The sequence below is a fragment of the Amycolatopsis sp. NPDC059021 genome (genome assembly GCF_042739895.1).
Lineage (GTDB): Bacteria > Actinomycetota > Actinomycetes > Mycobacteriales > Pseudonocardiaceae > Amycolatopsis.
The window spans coordinates 1-20,428 of sequence record NZ_JBHYIQ010000039.1; the positions used below are offsets into that span (position 1 = coordinate 1).

A 20,428-nucleotide genomic window follows, 5' to 3' on the forward strand; every position below is an offset into this window, starting at 1 on the left:
CGCCCGCGGCGGGCGCGGGGGTGGCGCTGGCGCGGGCCCCCCCCCGCCCGTCTCCCCCCCCCTCCGACCCCCCCGCAGCGCCCCCCCCCCCGACGATCAATGCCGCCCCGCGGAGCCCATCGCCACGACCAGCCCCATGAACAGCACGCATCCCACGGGCCGCGCGTTCCTGCACTCGCCGGACTCCTGTCGAGGAAGTCTCCTCAGCACTCAACGCCGTGAAGGACCCCTTACCGGCGCTGAACGCTGTGAAGGAGGCCTTCACGGCGCCACAATCCGCTGCCGCCAGAGTTTGCTGCTGTCCCGGCCGGTCGTCGCGAGCAGCACAGAGCCGCCGCCCGCGAACGCCGTGATCTCGGGCGTGTCCTCCGGCAGCGGCACCTCCGCCGGGCCCTCGCAGCCGGGGCCGTAACGCCACAGCCGGGCCTTCCCGCCGACCTTGCCCGCCACGACGGTGATCCCGCCGTCCCGGCTCACCCCGGTCACCTCCAGTAGCTGGGCTCTCGGCACCTCGGGGCCGCCGAGGACCATCGGCCGCCACGTGGTCCCGTCCCGCTGCCAGCACGCCAGCCGTTGCGGGCCACCGTCCGGGCGCGAGGCGACGCCGACCGCGACGCACGAATCGCGGCAGCTGATCCGCCAGGCCGAAACGTCCCACGTACCGTCCGCGGGAAGCGCTTCCCGGCGCCAGGACCGGCCGTCGCCCGAGGCCCACGCGGCAGGCGAGAACCGCTCGGACCGGACGTCGCCCACGGCGACGAACCCGTCCCCGGCCCGGGTCGCCGCGAGGATCCGTGTCCGCGCACCTTCCGTGCTCAGCAACGCGGGGTCGTCGTCCAGCCGCGACCAGACGGCACCGTCCGCCGAGACCCACACCGCCGCGCCGGCACCCCCGCGCGGGTGATCCCACTGTCCGGTCAGGACATAGGTGGACGGCCCGGCCGCGCTGCCGGTGACGGTGATCGCCCTCGGCCCGCCCAGTAGTTCCATGCCCTGCGGGTATTCGGTCAGACCCGCCGGCCCGCCGGTCCAGATCGTCGGCCGCGGGTTGCCGTGCGCGCCGCCGTACGCCGAGCCCAGCGTGAGGATCCGGTCGCCGTCGATCGCGGGCACGGTCAGCTCGGCTTGCCGGGCGTAACCGCTCCTGGCGTGCAGTGTCATCGGTTCCCAGCGCCCGGCGCGCCACGTCCACGCGCCCGGCGCGCGGCCCTCCGGGCCCGGCACCGAGCCGAACGCGCGCACTTCGGCGCCCAGTGGCGCAAATCCCAGTACCCGCGCGTCCGGGGCGGGCGAGGGGACGGATTCCCAGGCCGGGCGCGCGGGCCCGGAGGGCGAGGTGCCGCAGGCCGAGGCGAGGAAAACGGCCACTACGACGGCGATCCGCGCAACCGGCGACATGTTCACGGAGGTTACGCGACCCCGGCTGTTCTGAACACGTCCACTTGAACTTTCGGGATCGGTACAGACGAAACCGGGACGAGGTACTACGCTGTGCGAACGTGAGCCGACGCGCGAAGATCGTTTGTACCCTTGGCCCCGCTACCGCCACGGCGGAGAAGATGCGGGCCCTCGTCGACGCCGGGATGGACGTCGCGAGGATGAACTTCAGCCACGGCAGCCACAGCGACCACAAGCAGGTCTACGACCTCGTCCGTGCCGCGGCCGCCGAGTCGGGCAAGGCGGTCGGCATCCTCGCCGACCTGCAGGGCCCGAAGATCCGTTTGGGCACGTTCGCGGGCGGCCCTGTCGAATGGCACGCCGGCGACGTCGTGCGCATCACCGTCGAGGACATCGCGGGCACCCACGAGCGCGTCTCGACCACCTACAAGGGCCTCGCCAAGGACGCCAAGCCCGGCGACCGGCTGCTCGTCGACGACGGCAAGGTCGGCCTCGTGGTCAAGGAGGTCGACGGCCAGGACGTCGTCTGCGAGGTGACCGAGGGCGGCCCGGTCAGCAACAACAAGGGCGTCTCGCTGCCCGGTATGGACGTCTCCGTCCCCGCACTGTCCGAAAAGGACATCGAGGACCTGGAGTTCGCGCTCGAGCTCGGCGTCGACTTCATCGCGCTGTCGTTCGTCCGCTCGCCCGCCGACATCGACCTGGTGCACCAGGTCATGGACCGGGTCGGCAAGGGCCGCAAGCCGGTGGTCGCCAAGATCGAGAAGCCCGAGGCCGTCTACAACCTCGAAGCGGTCGTGCTGGCCTTCGACGCGGTGATGGTCGCCCGCGGCGACCTCGGCGTCGAGCTGCCGCTGGAGCAGGTCCCGCTGGTGCAGAAGCGCGCCATCCAGATCTGCCGCGAGAACGCGAAGCCGGTCATCGTCGCGACGCAGATGCTCGAGTCGATGATCAACAACTCGCGCCCGACCCGTGCCGAGGCGTCCGACGTCGCGAACGCGGTCCTCGACGGCACCGACGCGGTGATGCTGTCGGGCGAGACGAGCGTCGGCCGCTATCCCATCGAGACCGTGCAGACCATGAGCCGGATCGTCGAGGCGGTCGAGACTGACTCGCCGGTCGTGCCGCCGCTCTCGCACGTCCCGCGCACCAAGCGTGGCGTGATCTCCTACGCCGCGCGGGACATCGGCGAGCGGCTCAACGCCAAGGCACTGGTCGCGTTCACGCAGTCCGGCGACACCGTGCGGCGGCTCGCCCGGCTGCACACCCGGCTGCCGCTGCTGGCGTTCACGCCGGAGGAGAGCGTGCGCAGCCAGCTCGCCATGACGTGGGGCACCACCACCCGCATCGTGCCCAAAGTGGACTCGACCGACCAGATGATCCGGCAGGTCGACCACGCGATGCTGGAGATGGGCAAGTACGCCAAGGGCGATCTGGTCGTCATCGTCGCGGGCTCCCCGCCGGGGACGGTCGGCTCGACCAACCTGATCCGCGTCCATCGCCTCGGTGAAGACGACCACGCATAGCGGACCGAACGGGCACACGGGGCCTAGGGTTCGGGTATGACTGAGATGGCCAGGGAAGCTGCCACCGGACTGGACAGGGACACCGGTGGCAGCGGCCAGCCCGTGCTCGACAAGCTGATCGCGCTGCTCGATCTGGAGAAGATCGAGGAGAACATCTTCCGCGGCGTCTCGCCGGCGCACTCGCCGGTGCGTGTGTTCGGCGGCCAGGTCGCCGGGCAGGCGCTCGTCGCCGCCGGGCGCACGGTCCCCGCCGAGCGCAAGGTCCATTCGCTGCACGCGTACTTCATCCGCGGCGGCGATCCGAGCGTGCCGATCATCTACGAGGTCGACCGCATCCGCGACGGCCGCTCGTTCACCACCCGCCGGGTCGTCGCGATCCAGCACGGGAAGGCGATCTTCTCGCTGTCGGCGTCGTTCCAGACCGACGAGCCGGGTATCGAGCACGCCGAGACGATGCCGGACGTCCCGGACCCGGAATCGCTGCCGACGCTGATGGAACGCGCCGAGGGGTTCTCGATCGGCCACCACGGCACGCCGCGCCCGATCGACCTGCGCTACGTCAACGACCCGCCGTGGATCACCCGGGAGACCGGCGAACACCCGGCGCGCAACCAGGTGTGGATGCGTGCCGACGGCAAGCTCGGCGACGAGCAGCTGCTGCACGTCTGCGTGCTGACCTACGCCTCGGACATGACCCTGCTCGACTCGGTCCTGGCGCGGCACGGCGTCTACTGGGATCTCGACAAGGTCCTCGGCGCCAGCCTGGATCACGCGCTGTGGTTCCACCGTCCGTTCCGGGCCGACGAGTGGTTCCTCTACGACAGCGCCTCGCCCACGGCGTCGGGGGCGCGGGGGCTGGCCACCGGCCGGTTCTTCGCCGCGGACGGCACGCTCATCGCGACCGTGGTCCAAGAAGGACTGCTGCGCGTGCTCTGAGTGGTAGCGCTCTGAGTGATACCGCTCTGGGCGACATTCACGCTTTCGTGCGACGGAAAAGCGGAATAGCCACCGCGATTACGGGGCAATAGCGGTGCGGTGGTGAGACCGGGACCGATCGGGGGACGGCCCCGGGCTCACCACCGCCGGCAACGACCGGGCGACTGCCGTGATACCCGGGCATTGTCGTCTACCCTGCTCACAAGGCGTCAGCGCGCTGCCGCCCCGCTCAACCGTGAGGATACAAGGCCGATCTGCAAATTGCAGATCGATCATCGGGTTAACCCCGGGATCGACGCGGGTTAATCTTCCACCAAGTGCATGGTCGGCTGGTTGAATGCCAGTACGAGAAAGCGCTTCAGCGCCGGAGAGCCGGAGGTGCCGTGATGGCAAGGGGTCAGGGTCCCACCGTTCGCCGCCGGAGACTCGCGAGCGAGCTGCGCAGGTTCCGGGAGGCCGCGGATCTGACCATCGACGAGGTGGGCGAGAAGCTCGAGTGCTCCGCGTCGAAGATCAGCCGCATCGAGACCGGGCACGTCGGGGTCACCCCGCGTGACGCCAGGGACATGCTCGCGCTGTACGGGATCACCGGTGACGAGCAGGAGGTGCTTGTCCAGCTCGCCAGGGAGGCCCGCAAGCGCGGCTGGTGGCACGCCTACAACGAGGTCTTCACCGGCACCTTCGTCGGGCTCGAGGCGGACGCGAGTTCGCTGCGCGCGTTCCAGGCGCTGCTCGTCCCCGGCCTGCTGCAGACCGAGCGCTACGCCCGCGCGGTGATCAGGGCCATGCGCCCGGACGCGGAGGAGGCCGAACTCCGGCGCCGCGTCGCCGCGCGGATGGCGCGTCAGGAACTGTTCGCCGACGCCTCGCCGCCGGAGTACTGGGCGGTGATCGACGAGGCCGTGCTGCACCGCGTGGTGGACAGCGCCGAGGTGATGGCCGAGCAGCTGTACCGGATGGTGTCGCTGGCCGGGCGGCCGAACGTCACCATCCAGGTCGTGCCGTTCGGCACCGGCGCCCATCCCGGGATGGAGGGGCCGTTCCTGATCATGGGCTTCCCCGAACAGGCCGACGCCGACGTGGTCTACGTGGACAGCACGTCCAGCGGCCTCTACCTGGAGGAGCCCCCTGACGTCCGGCGCTACGCGCTGATGTTCGACCACCTGCGCGCGGCGGCACTGAAGCCGGACGACTCGGTCGAGGTGATCGCCGAGGCCGCCGGCCGGTTCGCCGAACAGGCGGCCGCGCCGGCTCCAGTGCACCATCACCGAATCCAGGACGTGGTCCAGGAAGATTGCTAAGGAAGTGGGGTCATGATGCCGGACACCGAACTTTCGCGTGCCCACTGGCGTAAGAGCAGCCACAGCGGCGGCGGCAACGACTGCGTCGAGATCGCCTTCGTCGGCGGCGATGCCGCGGTACGCGATTCGAAGGATCCCGAAGGGGGTGCCTTCCGCTTGCCCGCATCGGGCTGGCAGGGTCTGCTGGCCGCCCTGCGCGACTGAGCCACGGCGGCCCTCACTCGACCCCTTACCCCCGCTGAGCTGGATTTCGGCGGGAGTAAGGGGTCGAGTCGCGTCCAGGTCGGGGTGATCACCCGATGCCGGGGGCCACCCCTCAGGACGACTCTGAGTGTCACCAAGGAACTCAGGGACAAGGGGAAAGCACATGAACACGGGTCTGCTCCTGGACGCGGTACGGGCCGAAGCCGCCTACCGGGCCGAGGAGCTGAAGAAGGCGGGCCGCGGCGTGTGGGTCGGCCGGGTCCGGCGGGCGACGCGCCGGCTGCGGGCCGAGCGGTTTACCGACGTCGAGGTGCCCGCGCAGCGCCGTCACGGCTCCGAGCGGGCCTCGGCCGGCGTGAGCGAGACCACCCGGTAAGGGACCCCGCGGGACGAAATCGATGAAGAAGTTGTCGGTGGGGTAGGCGAGAATGCCTCTCGTGCCCAGACTCGGTTCCGGTATCGCGCTCGTCGGCCGCACCCAGGAGATGCGGCGGCTCGGTGCCGCCTTCGCCCGCGCCGAACGGGGGGAGGCGGGGGCGGTGCTGCTGTCCGGCGACGCCGGGGTCGGCAAGACGAGGCTGCTCACCGAGCTCGGCGAGCACGTCGCGGCCCGTGGCGCGCTGGTGCTGACCGGCCGCTGCATCGACGTGCGGGAGGGCGGTCTGCCCTACCTCCCGTTCGCCGAGGCGCTGGCCCCGCTCGGCACGGCGGCGGATCCGGGGATAGCCGCCGCCGTCCGGGCCCGGCCGGCGCTGGGCAGGCTGCTGCCGCAGGGCCAGGAGCCGGAGATGCCCTCGGCGGGGGAGTACGGGCAGGTGACCGCCAACGAGCGGGAGGCCATGCAACGGCCCCGTGCGGAACAGGATCTCGGTCAGCTGCAGCTGTTCGACGCGGTACTGGGGGTGCTGACCGAGATCGCCGCCGCCCGGCCGGTGGTCATCCTGCTCGAGGACCTGCACTGGGCGGACCGCTCCACCCGCAACCTGCTCTCCTTCCTGCTCACCCGGCTGCGGTCACAGCGGCTGCTGGTGGTGGGCAGCTACCGCGAGGAGGACGTCCACCGGCGGCATCCGCTGCGGGCCCTGCTCGCCGAGCTGGTCCGGCTGGCCACCGTCGAGCGGGTGGACCTGCTCCCGTTCGGCACGGCCGAGGCGCGCGCGTTCGTCGAGGCGCTGTCCGACGAGCCGCTCGGGGCCGACGTGGTGGCCGACATCGCCAGCCGGTCGGAGGGGAACCCGTTCTTCGCCGAGGAACTGCTGGCCAGCTCGGCCGAATGCCGTGACCTGCCCGCCGGGCTCGCCGAGGTGCTGCTCGCCCGGCTGGAACGGCTGGCCCCCGACACCCGGCGCGTGCTCCGGGTGATCTCGGTGGCCAACGACGACTCGGTGTCCCACGCGGCGCTGGCCGAGATCGCCGGGCTCGGCGAGTCCGAATTGGACGAAGCACTGCGCGAGGCCGTGCAGCACCACGTCCTGGTGATCGAGAACGGGTTCTACGCCTTCCGGCACGCGTTGCTGCAGGAGGCGGTGTACGGCGATCTGCTGCCGGGGGAGCGGGGCCGGATGCACGCGGCGTACGCGGCGCGGATCGAGGCCATGCCGCAGGGGCGCGGGCACGACGCCAAGCTGGCGTATCACAGCCTGGAGAGCAAGGACTTCGCGACGGCGCTCCCGGCGTTGTGGCGGGCGATGGGGGAGGCCGAGAAGCTGGGCGCGCCGGGCGCCGCGCTCCGGCACGTCGAGCAGGCACTGTCCATCTGGGACGCCGTGCCCGAGCCGGGCAGGCCCGAGGGCGTCGACGAGCTGAGGCTGCTGCACAACGCGTCCTATTTCGCGGGGACCGCGGGCGAACCCGAACGGGCCGCGGCGTACGCGCGCTCGGCCACCCAGGTACTGACGCCGGACATCCCGCTCGAACGCGCTGCCGGGGCGTGGCGGCGGCTGGCCGAGACGCTGCTTTCCCAGGAGGGCACCGTCGACGAGGCCTCGGCCGCGATCGACCGGGCCTGGGCGCTGGTCGAGCACACCGAGCCCAGCGCGGCGCGGGCGTGGGTGCTGGCCAGCAGGGCCGGGATCCTGCGCGTGCTCGACCAGTACGAGGAGGCGCTGGAAAGCGCGCTCACCGCGGTGTCCGACGCGCGGACGGTGGGGGCGATGGGGGCCGAGGCCTCCGCGCTGGTCACCCTCGGCACACTCGCCGACTCCTCGGGGGATCCGGCGGAAGCACGCGAGCGGCTGTGTCAGGCGATCGGCAAGGCGCGTGAAGCCGGGGCGCTGAACGTCGAGGTGCGGGCGATGTACTTCCTCGCGCTGAGCTACGACGACCAGGCCGAGCTCGCGGCGGCGCTGGAGCACGTCGAGCGCGGGGTGCGCCGGGCCGAGGAGTCCGGGCTGACCTGGAGCGCGTACGGGCTCGAGCTGCGGGCCCGGCATCTGCAGCTGCGGTACCTCAGCGGGGACTGGCCGGACGAGGACGCGGCGGGCCGGGCGGGGCGCGGCGTGTCCAGCGCGGTCGCGGCCCGCATCCTCGGGGTCTGGGCGTTGTTCGTGGTCGCGCGCGGGCGGTTCGACATGGCCGAGCGGCTGCTTCCCGGCCTGCGCAGGCACTGGGCTTCCGACATCCAGATCGCGTTGTCGGGCGGGGACGCGGTCAGTCAGCTCGCCTACTGGCGCGGGCAGTACGCCGAGGCGGTGCGCGCGGCCGAGGAGCTGATCGACTGGCTGGAGAAGATCGAACCCTCGCTGCTCGGCGGGATCAGGATCGCCGCGCACGGGGCGGCGGCCGCGGCCGCGCTGGCGGCGGAGGGCCGGAGCCGGGGCGAGCAGCGCGTCGTCGAGCAGGCGGTGGCGGCGGGGGAACGCTTCCTCGCACACGGCCGCCGCTGCGCCGCCGAGGGCATGCCGCGGTCGGGCACGCTCGGCCCCGAGGGCCGGGCCTGGGTGGCCCGGCTGGAAGCCGCCTCGAGCGGGCTCGGCGGCGATCCCGCACCACGGCTGTGGGCGGCGGCGGCCGAGGCGTTCGGCTACGGCGCGGTGTACGAGCAGGCGTTCTGCCGGTGGCAGCACGCGCGGGCGCTGCTCGCCGCCGGCGCCGACGCCGCCGAGGCGACGGCCGCGCTGGAAGCCGCGCACGCGGTGGCCGCCGAGCTGGACGCGGTGCCGCTACGGGACGCCCTCCGCGATCTGGGGCACCGCGCCCGCATCGAACTGACCGGCGCCGCCGCGCCGTCCGGCACCGAGGGCGCCCGCACCCCGGCGGACCCGCTGACCGATCGCGAACGCGACGTGCTGGAGCGCGTGGCGCTCGGCCGCACCAACCGCCAGGTCGGCGCGGAGCTGTACATCAGCGAGAAGACCGTGAGCGTGCACCTGTCGCGGGTGATGGCCAAGCTCGGCGCGAGCCGCCGCGCCGAAGCCGTCGCCATCGCCTACGACCGCGGCCTCCTCACCGCCCCCGCCCCGTCCGAATAGCGCGCGAGTCCCACATTCGCGTACCTGAGTTCCCCTTTCACGCACCCGAGTTCCACAGTGGCGTCTGCGAGTCCGCAGGGACCCGGGCCGCGCGAAGGAGGAACTCGCGCGCCTGAATGTGGGACTCGAGCTCTTGAATGTGGGACTCGCTTACCGCCAGGGCAGGTGGCGCAGCGCCTTGAGCCCGGCGGTCAGGCCGCGCGCCCACACCGAGCCGGGCACCCCGCGCCCCGGCCGCAGCGCGAGCCCGCGCTGCACCGCGATCGACTGGGATTCGGTGTACTTCAGCAACCCCTCGGCGCCGTTGCGGCGTCCGACACCGGATTCCTTCATCCCGCCCATCGGCACGCTGACACTGCCGAACGTCGCCGCGTAGCCCTCGTTCACGTTGACCGTCCCCGCCTTCAGCCGCGCCGCGACCTCCCAGCCCGCGCGCCCGTTGCGCGACCACACGCTCGCGTTCAGTCCGAACGGCGTGTCGTTGGCGGCCTCGATGGCTTCGGTGACGTCGGTGTAGCCGTAGACCGACACGACCGGCCCGAACGTCTCCTCGGCGAACGGCGTCATCCCCGGCGTGACTCCGGAAAGGACGGTCGGCTCGTAGAACAGCGGGCCCAGGTCGGGCCGCGCCCGGCCACCCGTGAGCACCTGCGCGCCCTTCGAACGGGCGTCCTCGACGTGCTCCGAAACGGTCCGCAGCTGATCCTCCGACGTCAGCGAACCCATCTGCGCGTGGAAGTCCAGCACGCCGCCGAGCCGCAGCGCGGCCGTCTTCGCCACGAACGCGCGGGTGAACTCCTCGCGGATGTCCTCGTGCACGTAGATCCGCTCGACCGACACGCACAGCTGGCCCGCCGAGGAGAAGCACGCGGTCACCGCCCCCGCCGCGGCCTTGGCGACGTCGGCGTCGGGCAGCACGATCATCGGGTTCTTGCCGCCGAGTTCGAGCGAGTAACTGGTCAGCCGCTTCGCCACCTGCCCGGCCAGCTCCTTGCCCGTGGGCGTGGAACCGGTGAAGCACAGGTAGTCCGACTCCTCGACCAGCGCGGTGCCGATGCGTGAGCCGCGGCCGAGCACGATCTGCCACACGTCGTCCGGGAGCCCCGCTTCGGAGGCGAGTTCGTGCAGCCACAGCGCGGAAAGCGCGGTCTGGTTGTCCGGCTTCTGCACCACGGTGTTGCCGGCGGCGAGCGCGGGGAAGACGTCCATCGCGGTCAGCGCGAGGGGATAGTTCCACGGCGAGATGATCCCGACGACGCCCTTCGGATGCCGGACCTCGCCGGTCTTCGTGAGGCCGGGGATGACACCCGCCGCGCGCCGCGGCGCCAGGATCCTGGCGCTGTGCTTCCCGTAGTACGCGGCGACCAGCGCGGCCGCGCTCACCTCGTCGAACGCGTCGAGCCGGGCCTTGCCCGCCTCGATCTGGACCAGGTCGAGGGCCTCGCGCTGACGCCGCAGCACCAGATCGTGCAGCCGGAAGAGCACCTGCTGACGTTCCCGCACCGGGCGCTCGGCCCAGTCGCGCTGCGCCGCGCGGGCGGTGGCGAAGGCCGCGCGGACCTCGGCGTCGCCCGCCTGCGGCAGGGTCGCGATCGGCTTCCCGGTGAAGGGCGCGGGCATCCGGACCGGCGCGTTGTCGGCGCCGCCGGTCACCCGGGCGACGAGCTGAGCCGCGCGGGCCGCCGAGGGTCCGGAGGGCACGTCCCCGACCGTTCCGGTGAGGACGGTGCGGTCGATGCCGTCGTGGCCCACGTTCGCCGGTGTCGTGCTGGTCATGACCTCTCCCGTTCCGCCGAGACGACATCCGGGCGCGCCGGCGTCGCAAAGGTGTTACCCGCGAGTAAACCATACCGGCGGTACGGGGCCAAGCTAGACGTGAATCAGATTCATGTTATGGGGTGGCGTCCTCGTAGAGCATGGTGGCGATGCGCTTCCATTCGTCGAGCAGCTGACGGCGGCGTTTCGGGTCGCCGCCGAGTTCGGCGTCCAGCGCGAGTCCCCTGGTCAGGTTGACCGTCAGCCAGAACAGCAGCTGGGCGCGCTCCGGTGGCAGTTCGCCCGCGACCTCGGTGACGTGCTCGAGGGTGGCGCGGCCCAGCGCTCGGTCGACCGGGCGGATCGCCGCGCGCAGTTCGGGATCGGTTCGCGCCGCCACCCACAGTTCGGTGACCGCGGTGGACAGCGTTCCCGAATAGCCCTCCCAGAGCAGGTCGATCGCCGCGGCGACCCCGCGGCCGCCGCTGGGCAGCTCCGCGAGCGAGGACGCCAGCTGCTCGCGCAGCCGCGTCGTCAGGTGCTCGACCGCGGTCGCCATGAGCTCGGCCTTCGTGGCGAAATGGTGCTGGACCGCGCCTTTCGACACCCCGGCGCGGGCACAGACCTCCTGCACGGTCGTCCGCGCGTGGCCGAGTTCGACCAGGCAGTCGATCGTCGCGTCGAGCAGCGCCGTGCGGGTCTGCTCGCGCCGCTCGGCCTGCGTGCGGTGGGCCTTCGCCGCGGGCGCCCGTGTTACCTCGGTCACCTGAATCCCTTGCTGGAGCGCTTTACGTTCAGTCCGGTACGGATGTACATTCCAGCCAGAACTTACATTCCCTGCGTCATGTTTTCCAGTACCGCTCGTGCTCAGGAGGCGTCGCCGTGCCGTTGCAGATCCAGAAGAGCTCGTGGAGCACCACCGAGCTCGAAGACCTGCGGGAGCTGTCCCGGACGTTCATGCAGAAGGAACTGGTGCCGCACCAGGAGCGCTGGGCGAAGGAGAAGCGGCTCGACCGCGAAGTGTGGACCAAGGCGGGCGAGGTCGGCCTGCTCGCGCTGTCCATCCCGGAGGAGTACGGCGGCGGTGGCGGCACGTTCGCGCACGAGGCGGTGCTGTACGAGGAGCAGGCCCGCGCCGGGGACAGCGCTTGGGGCGTGACCGTCCACAATGGAATTGTGGCGCACTACATCCTCGCCTACGCCGCTGAGGAGAAGAAGCGCGAGTGGCTGCCGAAGTTCGCCACCGGCGAGTTCGTCGGCGCCGTCGCGATGACCGAGCCCGGTACCGGTTCGGACCTGCAGGGCATCAAGACCCGCGCGGTCCGCGACGGCGACCACTACGTCATCAACGGCGCAAAGACCTTCATCACCAACGGCTACCACGCCGATCTGGTGGTCGTCGCGTGCAAGACCGATCCGGACGCGGGCGCGCAGGGCGTGTCGCTGATCGCGGTCGAGACCGACACCCCGGGCTTCCGCCGCGGCCGCGTGCTGGACAAGGTCGGGCTCAAGGGACAGGACACCGCCGAGCTGTTCTTCGACGACGTCCGCGTGCCCGCCGCCAACCTGCTCGGCGAGGAGGAGGGGCAGGGCTTCGTCCAGCTGATGCTGCAGTTGCCGCAGGAACGGCTGATCATCGCCGTCACCGCGGTGGCCGGGATGGAGGCCGCGATCGACCTCACGCTGGACTACACCAAGGAGCGCACGGCCTTCGGCAGGCCCATCTTCTCCTTCCAGAACACCAAGTTCACCCTCGCCGAGGCGGCCACCGAGGCCGCGGTGGCGCGGGCTTTCCTCGACCAGTGCATCGAACGGCACCTCAAGGGCGAGCTGGACGTCCAGGGCGCGGCGATGGCGAAACTGTGGACCACCGAGCGGGTCAACAAGGTGGTCGACGACTGCGTGCAGCTGTTCGGCGGCTACGGCTACATGACCGAGTACCCGATCGCGCGGGCGTGGGCCGACGTCCGGATTTCGCGGATCTTCGGCGGCACGAGCGAGATCATGAAGGAAATCATCTCCCGTACGCTCTGATCCGTATGCCGCGCAAGGCTTGTGCCGCAAAGAAGGGACACACCCATGAAGGCTGGTCCGCTGAGCGGGCTGAAGGTCGTCGAACTCGCCGGGCTCGCGCCGGGGCCGTTCGCCACCATGATCCTTGCCGACCTCGGTGCCGACGTCGTCCGCGTCGACCGCGCCACTCCCGGCGAGGACGTGCTCGGGCTTTCGAACGACCCGCTGGCGCGCGGCCGCCGGTCGGTCGGGATCAACACCAAGACCCCCGAGGGTGTCGAACTCGTCCTCAAACTCGCCGACACCGCCGACGTGCTGATCGAGGGCTTCCGGCCCGGGGTGGCCGAACGGATCGGCCTCGGCCCCGACGTCGTCCATGCCCGTAACCCGCGCCTGGTCTACGGCCGGATGACCGGCTGGGGCCAGGACGGGCCGCTGGCCAAGGCGGCGGGGCACGACATCAACTACATCGGCATCGCGGGCGCGCTCGAACCCATCGGGCGGCAGGGGGAGCGGCCGGTGCCGCCGCTCAACCTGGTCGGCGACTTCGGCGGCGGCGGGCTGCTGCTGGCCATGGGCATCCTCGCCGCGCTGTACGAGCGGACGTCGTCGGGCAAGGGCCAGGTCGTCGACGCGTCCATGGTGGACGGTGCCGCGCTGCTCACCACGAGCCTGCACGGGATGCGCGCGGCCGGTGTGTGGCCGGGCGAGCGCGGGGACAACATGCTCGACGGCGGCGCCCCGTTCTACGACACCTACGAGACCGCCGACGGCAAGTACGTCGCGGTCGGCGCGATCGAGATGCGGTTCTGGGGCGATCTGGTCAAGGTGCTCGGCCTGAACCCGGACGAACTCCCCTTGCACGTCGACAAGTCACAGTGGCCGAAGCTGCGGGAGATCGTCGCCGAGGCCATCGGCAAGCACACCCGAGACGAGCTCTGCGCCCGTGCGGAGGGCACCGACGCGTGCCTGACGCCGGTGCTTTCCCCCGACGAGGCCGCGCAGCACCCGCACAACGCGGCACGCGGCACGTTCGTCGAGGTCGGCGGCCTGGTGCAGCCCGCGCCGGCGCCGCGCTTCGACCGGACCCCGCCCGGCACGCCGGAAGCCCCGCACGACAAGGGATCCGACACGCTCGGAGTGCTCGGCGAACTGGGCGTGGGCGAGGACGAGATCGCGAAGCTGCGGGAAGCGGGCGTTATCGCCTGACTTGAGGCTGGACTACTCCGTTGTCCGTGAGATCGTCGCGGACAACGGAGTAGAGCACGTTGTCCCGCCATTTCCCGTCACGGAAACCGTAGCCGCGCAGGACGCCCTCGCGGGTGAACCCCGCCTTCTCCAGTGAGCGCTGCTCGGCGCGGTTGCCGACCTCGGTGGTGGCCTCGACGCGGTTGAGCTGGGTGTGCGCGAACAGGTACCGCACCAGCAGGCGCTGGGCTTCGGTTCCGTAGCCGTGCCCGCGTGCTTCGGGCGCCAGGACGAGACCGATCGTCCAGCAGTACGACGTGGGGCTGGTGCGGCTGCGGTGCCAGGAAACCAGCCCGACCGGGCGATCGCCGAGCGTCGCGATCAGCATGCCGCTGTCGGTGGTGAGCATGCCGGTTTCGTGCCAGCGGCGGCGCAGGTAACCGGGATCGTGCCAGCCGTACCACTGGAAGTCGCCGGTCGCCTCTGGATCGTTGGTCAGCGCTTCCAGCAGGCCGAGATCCCCTTCGGAGACCGGGCGGAGCGCCACTCTGTCGGCCACGTCCCTATCGGCTTCGTCGTCCATGGCCGGAGCGTAGCCGGGTGATCGCCCGGTGTCGCGAGCGGCCGATGGGGTGTCAGCCGAAGCTGCCGTGCCGCCCCGCGCCCCCGGCGAACCGCGCCGCGCCGTCGGCCGCTTCTTCCGCCAGCGACCCGGCGCCCATGGCACCGGCGAACTCGGTCCGCAGAGCGTCCACTTCGGACAGTCCGAACTGGGCGTACGCCGAACGGCGGTCACCACGCAGGCAGGTCTGCGGGAACGCGGCCAGCTGCCGGGCCAGCTCCTGTGCCGCGGAAACCGCTTCCCCCTCGGGCACCACGCGGTTCGCCAAGCCGATGGCGAGCGCTTCGCCGGCGTCGACCGGCCTGCCGGTGAGGATCATGTCCATCGCGCGCGACTGCCCGATCAGCCGGGGCAGCCGCACCGTGCCGCCGTCGATCAGCGGGACGCCCCAGCGGCGGCAGAACACGCCGAACACCGCCGTGGCGTCCGCGATCCGCAGATCGCACCACAGCGCGAGCTCGAGCCCGCCCGCCACGGCGTGCCCCGAGACCGCGGCCAGTACCGGCTTGCCCAGTGCCATCCGGGTCGGGCCCATCGGGCCGTCCCCGTCGGGCACGATGCGGTTCATCCGTTCGGTGCCGACGGCCTTGAGGTCGGCGCCGGCGCAGAACGCGCCACCCGCCCCGGTCAGGACCGCGACGGAGGCCTCGTCGTCGGCGTCGAAGGCCCGGAAGGCCTCGGCGAGCGCGGCGGCGGTGGGTCCATCGACGGCGTTGCGGGCCTCCGGCCGGTTGATCGTGATCGTCGTCACCGAATCCGCGTGCTCGACCAGGACGTTTTCCGCCATCACTGCTCCTGTGGGTGGTGTTCGGGTGTTTTCCCGGCTCGGGCCTCCTAGAGTAGGGAGCACGCTCCGCGGTGCGCGCGGGGTTCGAGGTGACGCAGTGGCTCCCGGGGCGGCACCGCGCCGGACCCGAAGGGGGAGAGATGTCCAGCGGTCTGAAGAAAGTCCTCATCATCGCGGTGGTGCTGCTCGTCCTGTTCTTCCTGATCACCCAGCCGAACCAGTCCGCGGGCGTCGTCCACACCGCGCTCGGCTGGCTCAAGAACGGCGCGGAGGCGATCGTGACCTTCTTCCGGAGCCTCTTCCAGTAATTCCGCGCTCTGCGTGACCAGCGGCGGGACATTATCCCGCCGCCGGTTACCGTGCGTTCTCCATCGGGTGGATCACGGATTGTGACCGATCCCAGATTCCGGTCCGGGCGCTCGACCATCCGGGTGGATTGGCCTCGAAAAACCCCAGGTCAACGAATTCGTAGCAGTTGGGGTATGGCGGAGGACACCACTCCGGCCCTACGGTCCTCACATTGCGTGATCGGCCGGTTCCCCGCTCCCCGGGACACCGCGCCGGGCACGCGGATTGTCGGTCGTTGGTGCAGTTCAACGTGGTGCGCACAGCGTGCGGGTAGCGGGCGTCGGGGCCCGCCCAGTCGGGGACCAATGAGGAGGCAGGGATGACCGGAGATCCCGGAGTGGACGCGCTGATCCAGCAGTGGGCCGCCGAGCGCGAGCAGAGCGCCGAAGAGCGCGAGGTCCACCGGATCGCGTCCGCGTGGCTCGCCGAAGCGCCACCGCACGCCGCGCCGGGGATTCCCGGCCAGCGCGAACGGTCCGGACCGGCGCGCTGGGCGCCGGTCGAGGCCGCGGACCCCGGCTACCTCGACGCGATGCGCCGCAGGCTGCCCGAAGTCCCGGAGGAACTGCTCGTCGCCGCGGCGAGCTGGTGGCAGATGGTCGGCGGGGTCGCCGAGGCCGAACAGTGGTGGGACGCCGGGATCAGCCCGCTCGACCAGCGCGCGCTCGACTACCGGGCGGCCGGCCTGGCGCCGTCCGACCTCGCGCGCAGGCTGGGCCCGATGACGGTGCTCCAGCACCTGCGCCGCGGCAGCGCGCCCGCCTGGTGCGTGGCCCGCCTCGCCCGTCAGCAGAAGACCGCCTGAAGACTTCGCCCCGTTCCGCCGGGTGAAACCGGCGTGCCGAGCCGATCGGACGGGCCCGCGTAACGCTAACCTGCGCGGGCTCGTTGAAGGATCGACCGACGACACGCTGGAGGACCGGAGTTCCGTGCGCACCACCGGAGAAACCGAGGAAGAAACAACCTCCCCGGCCGCGCCGGCACCGGTCCGGCGGAGACGGGGCACCGCGGTGCTGGGCAGGCTCGCGATCGTGGTCGCCGTGGTCGCGGTCGCGGCGGGCGGGGTGTGGCTGGTCACCAAGGCGTCCGCGCCGGTGGCGAGCCCGACCACCACGGACATCCCGGCGTTGCAGGTCAAGGCCGCGGACGTGCAGCCGGGCTCCGTCGTGCCGGTCAGCGCCGTCGTCGCGGGCGGCGACCAGCCGACCGCTCCGCAGCAGGCCGAGAAACAACAGCCGAAGCCGGGGGACAAGAACCCGCTCGCCACCTGGGCAGGCCAGGTGGCGGCGGCGACCGGGATCCCGGCGCGGGCGCTGCGGGCCTACGGCAACGCGGAACTCGCCCTGCGCGCGAACCAGCCGGCCTGCAAGATCTCGTGGGCCACGCTCGCCGGCATCGGCCGGATCGAGTCCAACCACGGCCAGTACGGCGGGGCGGTGCTCCAGGAGAACGGGCTGCCGTCGAAGCCGATCATCGGCGTCCCGCTCGACGGGTCGCCCGGCGTCGCGGCGATCAACGAGGGTGACAGCCCGGCGCACGCGATGGGGCCGATGCAGTTCATTCCCGGTACGTGGCGGAAGTGGGCTTCGGACGGCAACGGCGACGGGCTGGGCGATCCGCAGCAGATCGACGACGCCGCGCTGACCGCGGCCCGGTACCTGTGCGCGGGCGGGCGGGACATGGCGAGCCCGGCGGGCTGGTGGGCCGGGATCCTGTCCTACAACAACTCGACCGAATACGCGCAGAAGGTCTTCGGGCTCGCCGACGGATACGCGAAGGCTGCGCAGGCGGCCAAGGGCAGGGCCTGAGCCCGGACCGAGCCGTCCGCTCTCAGCAGGCCAGTGCTAGCGTCGAAGCCGTGCCAGCACGTTCAGCCCCGGCGGGTTCCAGCACCGGGCGCCGACTCCTGATCGTCGGCGTCTGCCTGGTGAGCCTGGCGGGCGCCTGCGGTCTCGCCTGGTGGCAGTGGGACCGCTTCACCTCGGCGAGCGGGACGTTCCAAAACCTCGGCTACGTCCTGCAGTGGCCGCTGTTCGGGCTGTTCCCTGCGTTCATGTTCTGGCGGATCCGGCAGTTGCGGCTGCGTGCCGCCGCGCAGGAGGACGCGCCGGAGGCCGCGCGGCCCGAGGAGCCCGCGCCGCGTGTGGACGTCCCGGCCCCGCGCCGCGCCGTGCCCGTGGCGGCCGCGGCCGAGGAGGACGACGAGCTGGCCGCCTACAACCGATACCTGCGCGAGCTGCACGCCCGTGATCAGGAGACCAGCAGGCCAGAGACCAGCAGGCCAGAGTGAGGAAGACTCGCATGACCACTCGAACTGACGCCGACGCCGCGCGGACCGGCGCGCCCTCGCTGTCCGGCCCGCTCCTCCGGTTCCGCGTTTCCGCCTATGTCACCGGTATCGGCCTGCTCGGGCTGTGCTTCGTGATGGTGCTGCGCTACGGCTTCGCCATGCCCGAGCCGTCCGCGATCTACTCGCCGATCCACGGCGTGCTGTACATGATCTACCTGGTGCTCACGATCGACCTCGCGATCAAGGCCCGGTTCTCCATCAAGGGCACCGTGCTGGTGCTGCTCGCCGGCTGCGTGCCGTTCGTGTCGTTCCTGGTCGAGCGCCGTGTCACCCACCGGGTCCAGGCAGGCCAGAAGCTCTGACTTCAGCGGTCCGTGGGGGCCTCCTTGAGGGACTCAGACTCCCTCAAGGAGGCCCCCACGGACCGTTTCGCACCCCCGGTCAGGAAGTCGCGGTGTGCTGGCGGCGGAAGGTGAGCGCCACCAGGAAGCTCAGCCCGGCCAGCAGGCTCGCGCCGAGGAACGCCGCGGTCATCCCGTCCACCATGAGCTGCGGTCCCCGCACCCCGGAGCCCGCGGCCGACCGGGTGACCGAGCCCGACACGGTCATCAGGATGCTCAGCCCCAGTGCCGCGCCGACCTGCTGCATCGTCTGCAGCACGCCGCCGGCGGCGCCCGCGTCCTCGGTCGCCACGCTGGTCATGATGAGCACGTTGAGCGGGGAGAACGCCAGTCCGACGCCGACGCCCATGAGCACCATCGGGCCGAGCAGCGTCGCGACGTAGCCGCTCGACGGCGTGAGCTGGGTGAGCCAGCCCGCCCCGGCGATCATCAGCACGGTGCCGGTGATGGCGAGGGGTTTCGGGCCGAAACGGGGGAGCAGCCGCGGGATCGAGCGGCTCAGCGCGAACACCATCGCGGCCATCGGCAGGAACGCGAACCCGGTCTGCAGCGCGGCGAAGTGCTGGACGTCCTGCAGGAACTGGGTGAGGAAGAAGAACATCGACATCATCGCCATCGGGCCGAGGAAGAAGTTCGCGTAGGCGGCGGCCCGGTTGCGTTCGGCGAACAGCCGCAGCGGGACCAGGGGCTGGCTGCCGCGGGCCTGCAGCATCAGGAACCCGGCCAGCAGCAGCACTCCCGCGCCGAGTGAGCCCAGGGTGACCGGGTTGTCCCAGCCGTCGGAGCCGCCGTGGGTGAAGGCGAAGACGAGCGCGCTGACGCCGAGCGTCCCGGCGATCGCGCCCGGCAGGTCGAGGTGCGCGGGCCGCCGCTCGGGGTCGGGTACGAACCGCGGTGCGAGCAGGACGATCGCCAGCCCGAACGGCACGTTGATGAACAGCGCGGAGCGCCACGAGATCCACTCGGTGAGCAGGCCGCCGAGCAGCAGGCCGATGGCGAAACCGCCGCTGGCCATGGCCGAGAACAGCGACAGCGCGCGCATGCGGGCCTTGGCCTCGGTGAACGTCGTGGTGATCAGGGCCAGGGTGTTCGGGCCCGCCATCGCGGCGCCGATGCCCTGCGCGACGCGGGCCGCGATGAGCAGTTCGGCCGAGCCCGCCAGTCCGCCCGCGAGCGAGGCGAGCGTGAACACGGCCGTGCCGAGGACGAACATGCGGCGCCTGCCGAACAGGTCGCCCGCCCGGCCGCCGAGCAGGAGCAGCCCGCCGAAGACGAGGCTGTAGGAGGTCATCACCCAGGACACCCCGGTGGGGCTGAAGGCCAGGTCCGCCTGGATCCGGGGGATGGCGACGTTCATCACCGTCGCGTCGAGGATGAGCATGAGCTGGCAGATCAGGATGATCGCCAGCGCGAGCCCGCTGCGCACCGGCGCGCGGGCGGGCCGTCCCGCCGCGGGCTCGGTGGTGAGGGTGTGCTCGGTCAAGGAATACTCCCCAGTGCGAGAACGAGAGGTAACCGGAGAACTTCTCCGCTTGGTTGCGGACTGATAATATGGAGAAGCTCTCCGGTTCGGCAAGTGAATTCGGAGAATCTCTCCGGTTCGTCGACGAGGAGGTGCCGGATGACCGCCGAGGCGGCCCGTCCGATGCGCGCGGACGCGCGGCGCAACTACGAGCGCATCCTGGCGACGGCCAGGGAGGCCTTCACCGAAGAAGGCACCGACGTGCCGCTCGACGACATCGCGAAGCGGGCGTGCGTGGGCGCGGGCACGTTGTACCGGCACTTCCCGACCAGGGAGAAACTGTTCGAGGCGGTCTATCGCGACGAGGTCGAGACGCTGGCGCAGCACGCGTTCGACCTGCTCGCCGAGCTACCGCCGGGTGAGGCGCTCGAGGCGTGGATGCGGAATCAGGTGCGCTACTACGCCGAGCGGCGAGGGCTGACCGTGGCGCTCAAGGCGGCGCTCGACCACGAGTCGGAGACGTTCGCGCTGTGCCGTTCCCGCACCCAGGCGGCGTCCGGCGCGCTGGTGTCGGCCGCGCAGGAGGCCGGGCTGATCCGGGACGACGTCACGGGAACCGACGTGCTGCGGCTGTGTCACGGGGTCGGCTCGGTGAGCCAGTACGCCACCCCGGAGGACGTCGAGCGCATGCTCGGCGTCGTGCTCGACGGCCTCCGGGCGGGCTAGC

Annotated in this window: 20 protein-coding genes; 14 read left to right on the plus strand and 6 right to left on the minus strand. The window is 71.4% G+C overall.

Going from position 1 to position 20,428, the window contains the following annotated elements:
* Positions 1 to 261: 261 nt before the first annotated feature.
* The gene (locus ACFWX1_RS22905) at positions 262 to 1,398 is read right to left on the minus strand and encodes a hypothetical protein (protein WP_378390390.1); all 1,137 of its coding nucleotides are present in this window, start codon (positions 1,396 to 1,398) and stop codon (positions 262 to 264) included.
* A gap of 101 nt (positions 1,399 to 1,499) precedes the next feature.
* Here ACFWX1_RS22905 and pyk point away from each other — a divergent pair, with 101 nt between their 5' ends.
* The 6 genes from pyk (at position 1,500) to ACFWX1_RS22935 (ending at position 8,835) form a co-directional block, all read left to right on the plus strand.
* The gene (gene pyk, locus ACFWX1_RS22910; RefSeq protein ID WP_378390392.1) at positions 1,500 to 2,924 is read left to right on the plus strand and encodes a pyruvate kinase; all 1,425 of its coding nucleotides are present in this window, start codon (positions 1,500 to 1,502) and stop codon (positions 2,922 to 2,924) included.
* 36 nt (positions 2,925 to 2,960) lie between these two features.
* Entirely contained in the window at positions 2,961 to 3,860 is a 900-nt protein-coding gene (gene tesB, locus ACFWX1_RS22915) for an acyl-CoA thioesterase II (protein WP_378390394.1), read from the plus strand.
* 386 nt (positions 3,861 to 4,246) lie between these two features.
* The gene (locus tag ACFWX1_RS22920; RefSeq protein WP_378390396.1) at positions 4,247 to 5,161 is read left to right on the plus strand and encodes a helix-turn-helix domain-containing protein; all 915 of its coding nucleotides are present in this window, start codon (positions 4,247 to 4,249) and stop codon (positions 5,159 to 5,161) included.
* Positions 5,162 to 5,173: 12 nt separating this feature from the next.
* Entirely contained in the window at positions 5,174 to 5,365 is a 192-nt protein-coding gene (locus ACFWX1_RS22925; RefSeq protein WP_378390398.1) for a DUF397 domain-containing protein, read from the plus strand.
* A gap of 163 nt (positions 5,366 to 5,528) precedes the next feature.
* Positions 5,529 to 5,741 (plus strand): hypothetical protein, encoded by a 213-nt coding sequence (locus tag ACFWX1_RS22930; protein WP_378390400.1) that lies wholly within the window; start codon positions 5,529 to 5,531, stop codon positions 5,739 to 5,741.
* Positions 5,742 to 5,793: 52 nt separating this feature from the next.
* Positions 5,794 to 8,835, plus strand: coding sequence for an AAA family ATPase (locus ACFWX1_RS22935; protein WP_378390402.1), 3,042 nt, complete (start codon positions 5,794 to 5,796; stop codon positions 8,833 to 8,835).
* Positions 8,836 to 8,985: 150 nt separating this feature from the next.
* On the opposite strand, the gene ACFWX1_RS22940 is transcribed toward ACFWX1_RS22935, so the two are convergent.
* On the minus strand, positions 8,986 to 10,611 hold the full coding sequence (locus tag ACFWX1_RS22940; RefSeq protein WP_378390404.1) for a succinic semialdehyde dehydrogenase: 1,626 nt from the start codon (positions 10,609 to 10,611) through the stop codon (positions 8,986 to 8,988).
* Positions 10,612 to 10,726: 115 nt separating this feature from the next.
* Positions 10,727 to 11,356 carry a TetR/AcrR family transcriptional regulator gene (locus ACFWX1_RS22945; protein WP_378390406.1) on the minus strand — a complete coding sequence of 210 codons (630 nt, stop codon included), beginning with the start codon at positions 11,354 to 11,356 and terminating at the stop codon, positions 10,727 to 10,729.
* A gap of 116 nt (positions 11,357 to 11,472) precedes the next feature.
* On the opposite strand from ACFWX1_RS22945, the gene ACFWX1_RS22950 reads away from it, so the two are divergent.
* Positions 11,473 to 12,624: an acyl-CoA dehydrogenase family protein gene (locus tag ACFWX1_RS22950; protein WP_378390408.1), complete on the plus strand. Its 1,152-nt coding sequence runs from the start codon at positions 11,473 to 11,475 to the stop codon at positions 12,622 to 12,624.
* 45 nt (positions 12,625 to 12,669) lie between these two features.
* Positions 12,670 to 13,812 carry a CaiB/BaiF CoA transferase family protein gene (locus ACFWX1_RS22955; protein ID WP_378390410.1) on the plus strand — a complete coding sequence of 381 codons (1,143 nt, stop codon included), beginning with the start codon at positions 12,670 to 12,672 and terminating at the stop codon, positions 13,810 to 13,812.
* On the opposite strand, the gene ACFWX1_RS22960 is transcribed toward ACFWX1_RS22955, so the two are convergent.
* Both ACFWX1_RS22960 and ACFWX1_RS22965 read right to left on the minus strand, forming a co-directional pair.
* Entirely contained in the window at positions 13,802 to 14,374 is a 573-nt protein-coding gene (locus tag ACFWX1_RS22960) for a GNAT family N-acetyltransferase (RefSeq protein WP_378390411.1), read from the minus strand. The genes ACFWX1_RS22955 and ACFWX1_RS22960 overlap by 11 nt on opposite strands.
* A 52-nt stretch (positions 14,375 to 14,426) precedes the next feature.
* Positions 14,427 to 15,200: a crotonase/enoyl-CoA hydratase family protein gene (locus ACFWX1_RS22965; protein WP_378390413.1), complete on the minus strand. Its 774-nt coding sequence runs from the start codon at positions 15,198 to 15,200 to the stop codon at positions 14,427 to 14,429.
* Between the two features lie 140 nt (positions 15,201 to 15,340).
* Here ACFWX1_RS22965 and ACFWX1_RS22970 point away from each other — a divergent pair, with 140 nt between their 5' ends.
* The 5 genes from ACFWX1_RS22970 (at position 15,341) to ACFWX1_RS22990 (ending at position 18,200) form a co-directional block, all read left to right on the plus strand.
* Positions 15,341 to 15,508, plus strand: a complete 168-nt coding sequence (locus ACFWX1_RS22970) for a hypothetical protein (protein WP_378331084.1) — start codon at positions 15,341 to 15,343, stop codon at positions 15,506 to 15,508.
* A 359-nt stretch (positions 15,509 to 15,867) separates the two neighbouring features.
* Entirely contained in the window at positions 15,868 to 16,353 is a 486-nt protein-coding gene (locus ACFWX1_RS22975; protein WP_378390415.1) for a helix-turn-helix transcriptional regulator, read from the plus strand.
* Between the two features lie 124 nt (positions 16,354 to 16,477).
* Entirely contained in the window at positions 16,478 to 17,356 is an 879-nt protein-coding gene (locus tag ACFWX1_RS22980; RefSeq protein WP_378390417.1) for a lytic transglycosylase domain-containing protein, read from the plus strand.
* 50 nt (positions 17,357 to 17,406) lie between these two features.
* Positions 17,407 to 17,838: a hypothetical protein gene (locus ACFWX1_RS22985; protein WP_378390419.1), complete on the plus strand. Its 432-nt coding sequence runs from the start codon at positions 17,407 to 17,409 to the stop codon at positions 17,836 to 17,838.
* An 11-nt stretch (positions 17,839 to 17,849) separates the two neighbouring features.
* Positions 17,850 to 18,200: a DUF3817 domain-containing protein gene (locus ACFWX1_RS22990; protein ID WP_378390421.1), complete on the plus strand. Its 351-nt coding sequence runs from the start codon at positions 17,850 to 17,852 to the stop codon at positions 18,198 to 18,200.
* Between the two features lie 79 nt (positions 18,201 to 18,279).
* On the opposite strand, the gene ACFWX1_RS22995 is transcribed toward ACFWX1_RS22990, so the two are convergent.
* Entirely contained in the window at positions 18,280 to 19,722 is a 1,443-nt protein-coding gene (locus tag ACFWX1_RS22995; RefSeq protein ID WP_378390423.1) for an MFS transporter, read from the minus strand.
* A 138-nt stretch (positions 19,723 to 19,860) separates the two neighbouring features.
* On the opposite strand from ACFWX1_RS22995, the gene ACFWX1_RS23000 reads away from it, so the two are divergent.
* Positions 19,861 to 20,427: a TetR/AcrR family transcriptional regulator gene (locus ACFWX1_RS23000; RefSeq protein ID WP_378390425.1), complete on the plus strand. Its 567-nt coding sequence runs from the start codon at positions 19,861 to 19,863 to the stop codon at positions 20,425 to 20,427.
* Position 20,428: the final 1 nt, after the last annotated feature.

What these genes read in the sequence shown, in the direction of transcription:
- ACFWX1_RS22905 (WP_378390390.1), bottom strand. Translation starts at nt 1,398, where the DNA reads ATGTCGCCGGTTGCGCGGATCGCCGTCGTAGTGGCCGTTTTCCTCGCC.
- tesB (WP_378390394.1), top strand. Translation starts at nt 2,961, where the DNA reads ATGACTGAGATGGCCAGGGAAGCTGCCACCGGACTGGACAGGGACACC.
- ACFWX1_RS22920 (WP_378390396.1), top strand. Translation starts at nt 4,247, where the DNA reads ATGGCAAGGGGTCAGGGTCCCACCGTTCGCCGCCGGAGACTCGCGAGC.
- ACFWX1_RS22925 (WP_378390398.1), top strand. Translation starts at nt 5,174, where the DNA reads ATGATGCCGGACACCGAACTTTCGCGTGCCCACTGGCGTAAGAGCAGC.
- ACFWX1_RS22930 (WP_378390400.1), top strand. Translation starts at nt 5,529, where the DNA reads ATGAACACGGGTCTGCTCCTGGACGCGGTACGGGCCGAAGCCGCCTAC.
- ACFWX1_RS22935 (WP_378390402.1), top strand. Translation starts at nt 5,794, where the DNA reads ATGCCTCTCGTGCCCAGACTCGGTTCCGGTATCGCGCTCGTCGGCCGC.
- ACFWX1_RS22940 (WP_378390404.1), bottom strand. Translation starts at nt 10,611, where the DNA reads ATGACCAGCACGACACCGGCGAACGTGGGCCACGACGGCATCGACCGC.
- ACFWX1_RS22955 (WP_378390410.1), top strand. Translation starts at nt 12,670, where the DNA reads ATGAAGGCTGGTCCGCTGAGCGGGCTGAAGGTCGTCGAACTCGCCGGG.
- ACFWX1_RS22960 (WP_378390411.1), bottom strand. Translation starts at nt 14,374, where the DNA reads ATGGACGACGAAGCCGATAGGGACGTGGCCGACAGAGTGGCGCTCCGC.
- ACFWX1_RS22965 (WP_378390413.1), bottom strand. Translation starts at nt 15,200, where the DNA reads ATGGCGGAAAACGTCCTGGTCGAGCACGCGGATTCGGTGACGACGATC.
- ACFWX1_RS22970 (WP_378331084.1), top strand. Translation starts at nt 15,341, where the DNA reads ATGTCCAGCGGTCTGAAGAAAGTCCTCATCATCGCGGTGGTGCTGCTC.
- ACFWX1_RS22975 (WP_378390415.1), top strand. Translation starts at nt 15,868, where the DNA reads ATGACCGGAGATCCCGGAGTGGACGCGCTGATCCAGCAGTGGGCCGCC.
- ACFWX1_RS22990 (WP_378390421.1), top strand. Translation starts at nt 17,850, where the DNA reads ATGACCACTCGAACTGACGCCGACGCCGCGCGGACCGGCGCGCCCTCG.
- ACFWX1_RS23000 (WP_378390425.1), top strand. Translation starts at nt 19,861, where the DNA reads ATGACCGCCGAGGCGGCCCGTCCGATGCGCGCGGACGCGCGGCGCAAC.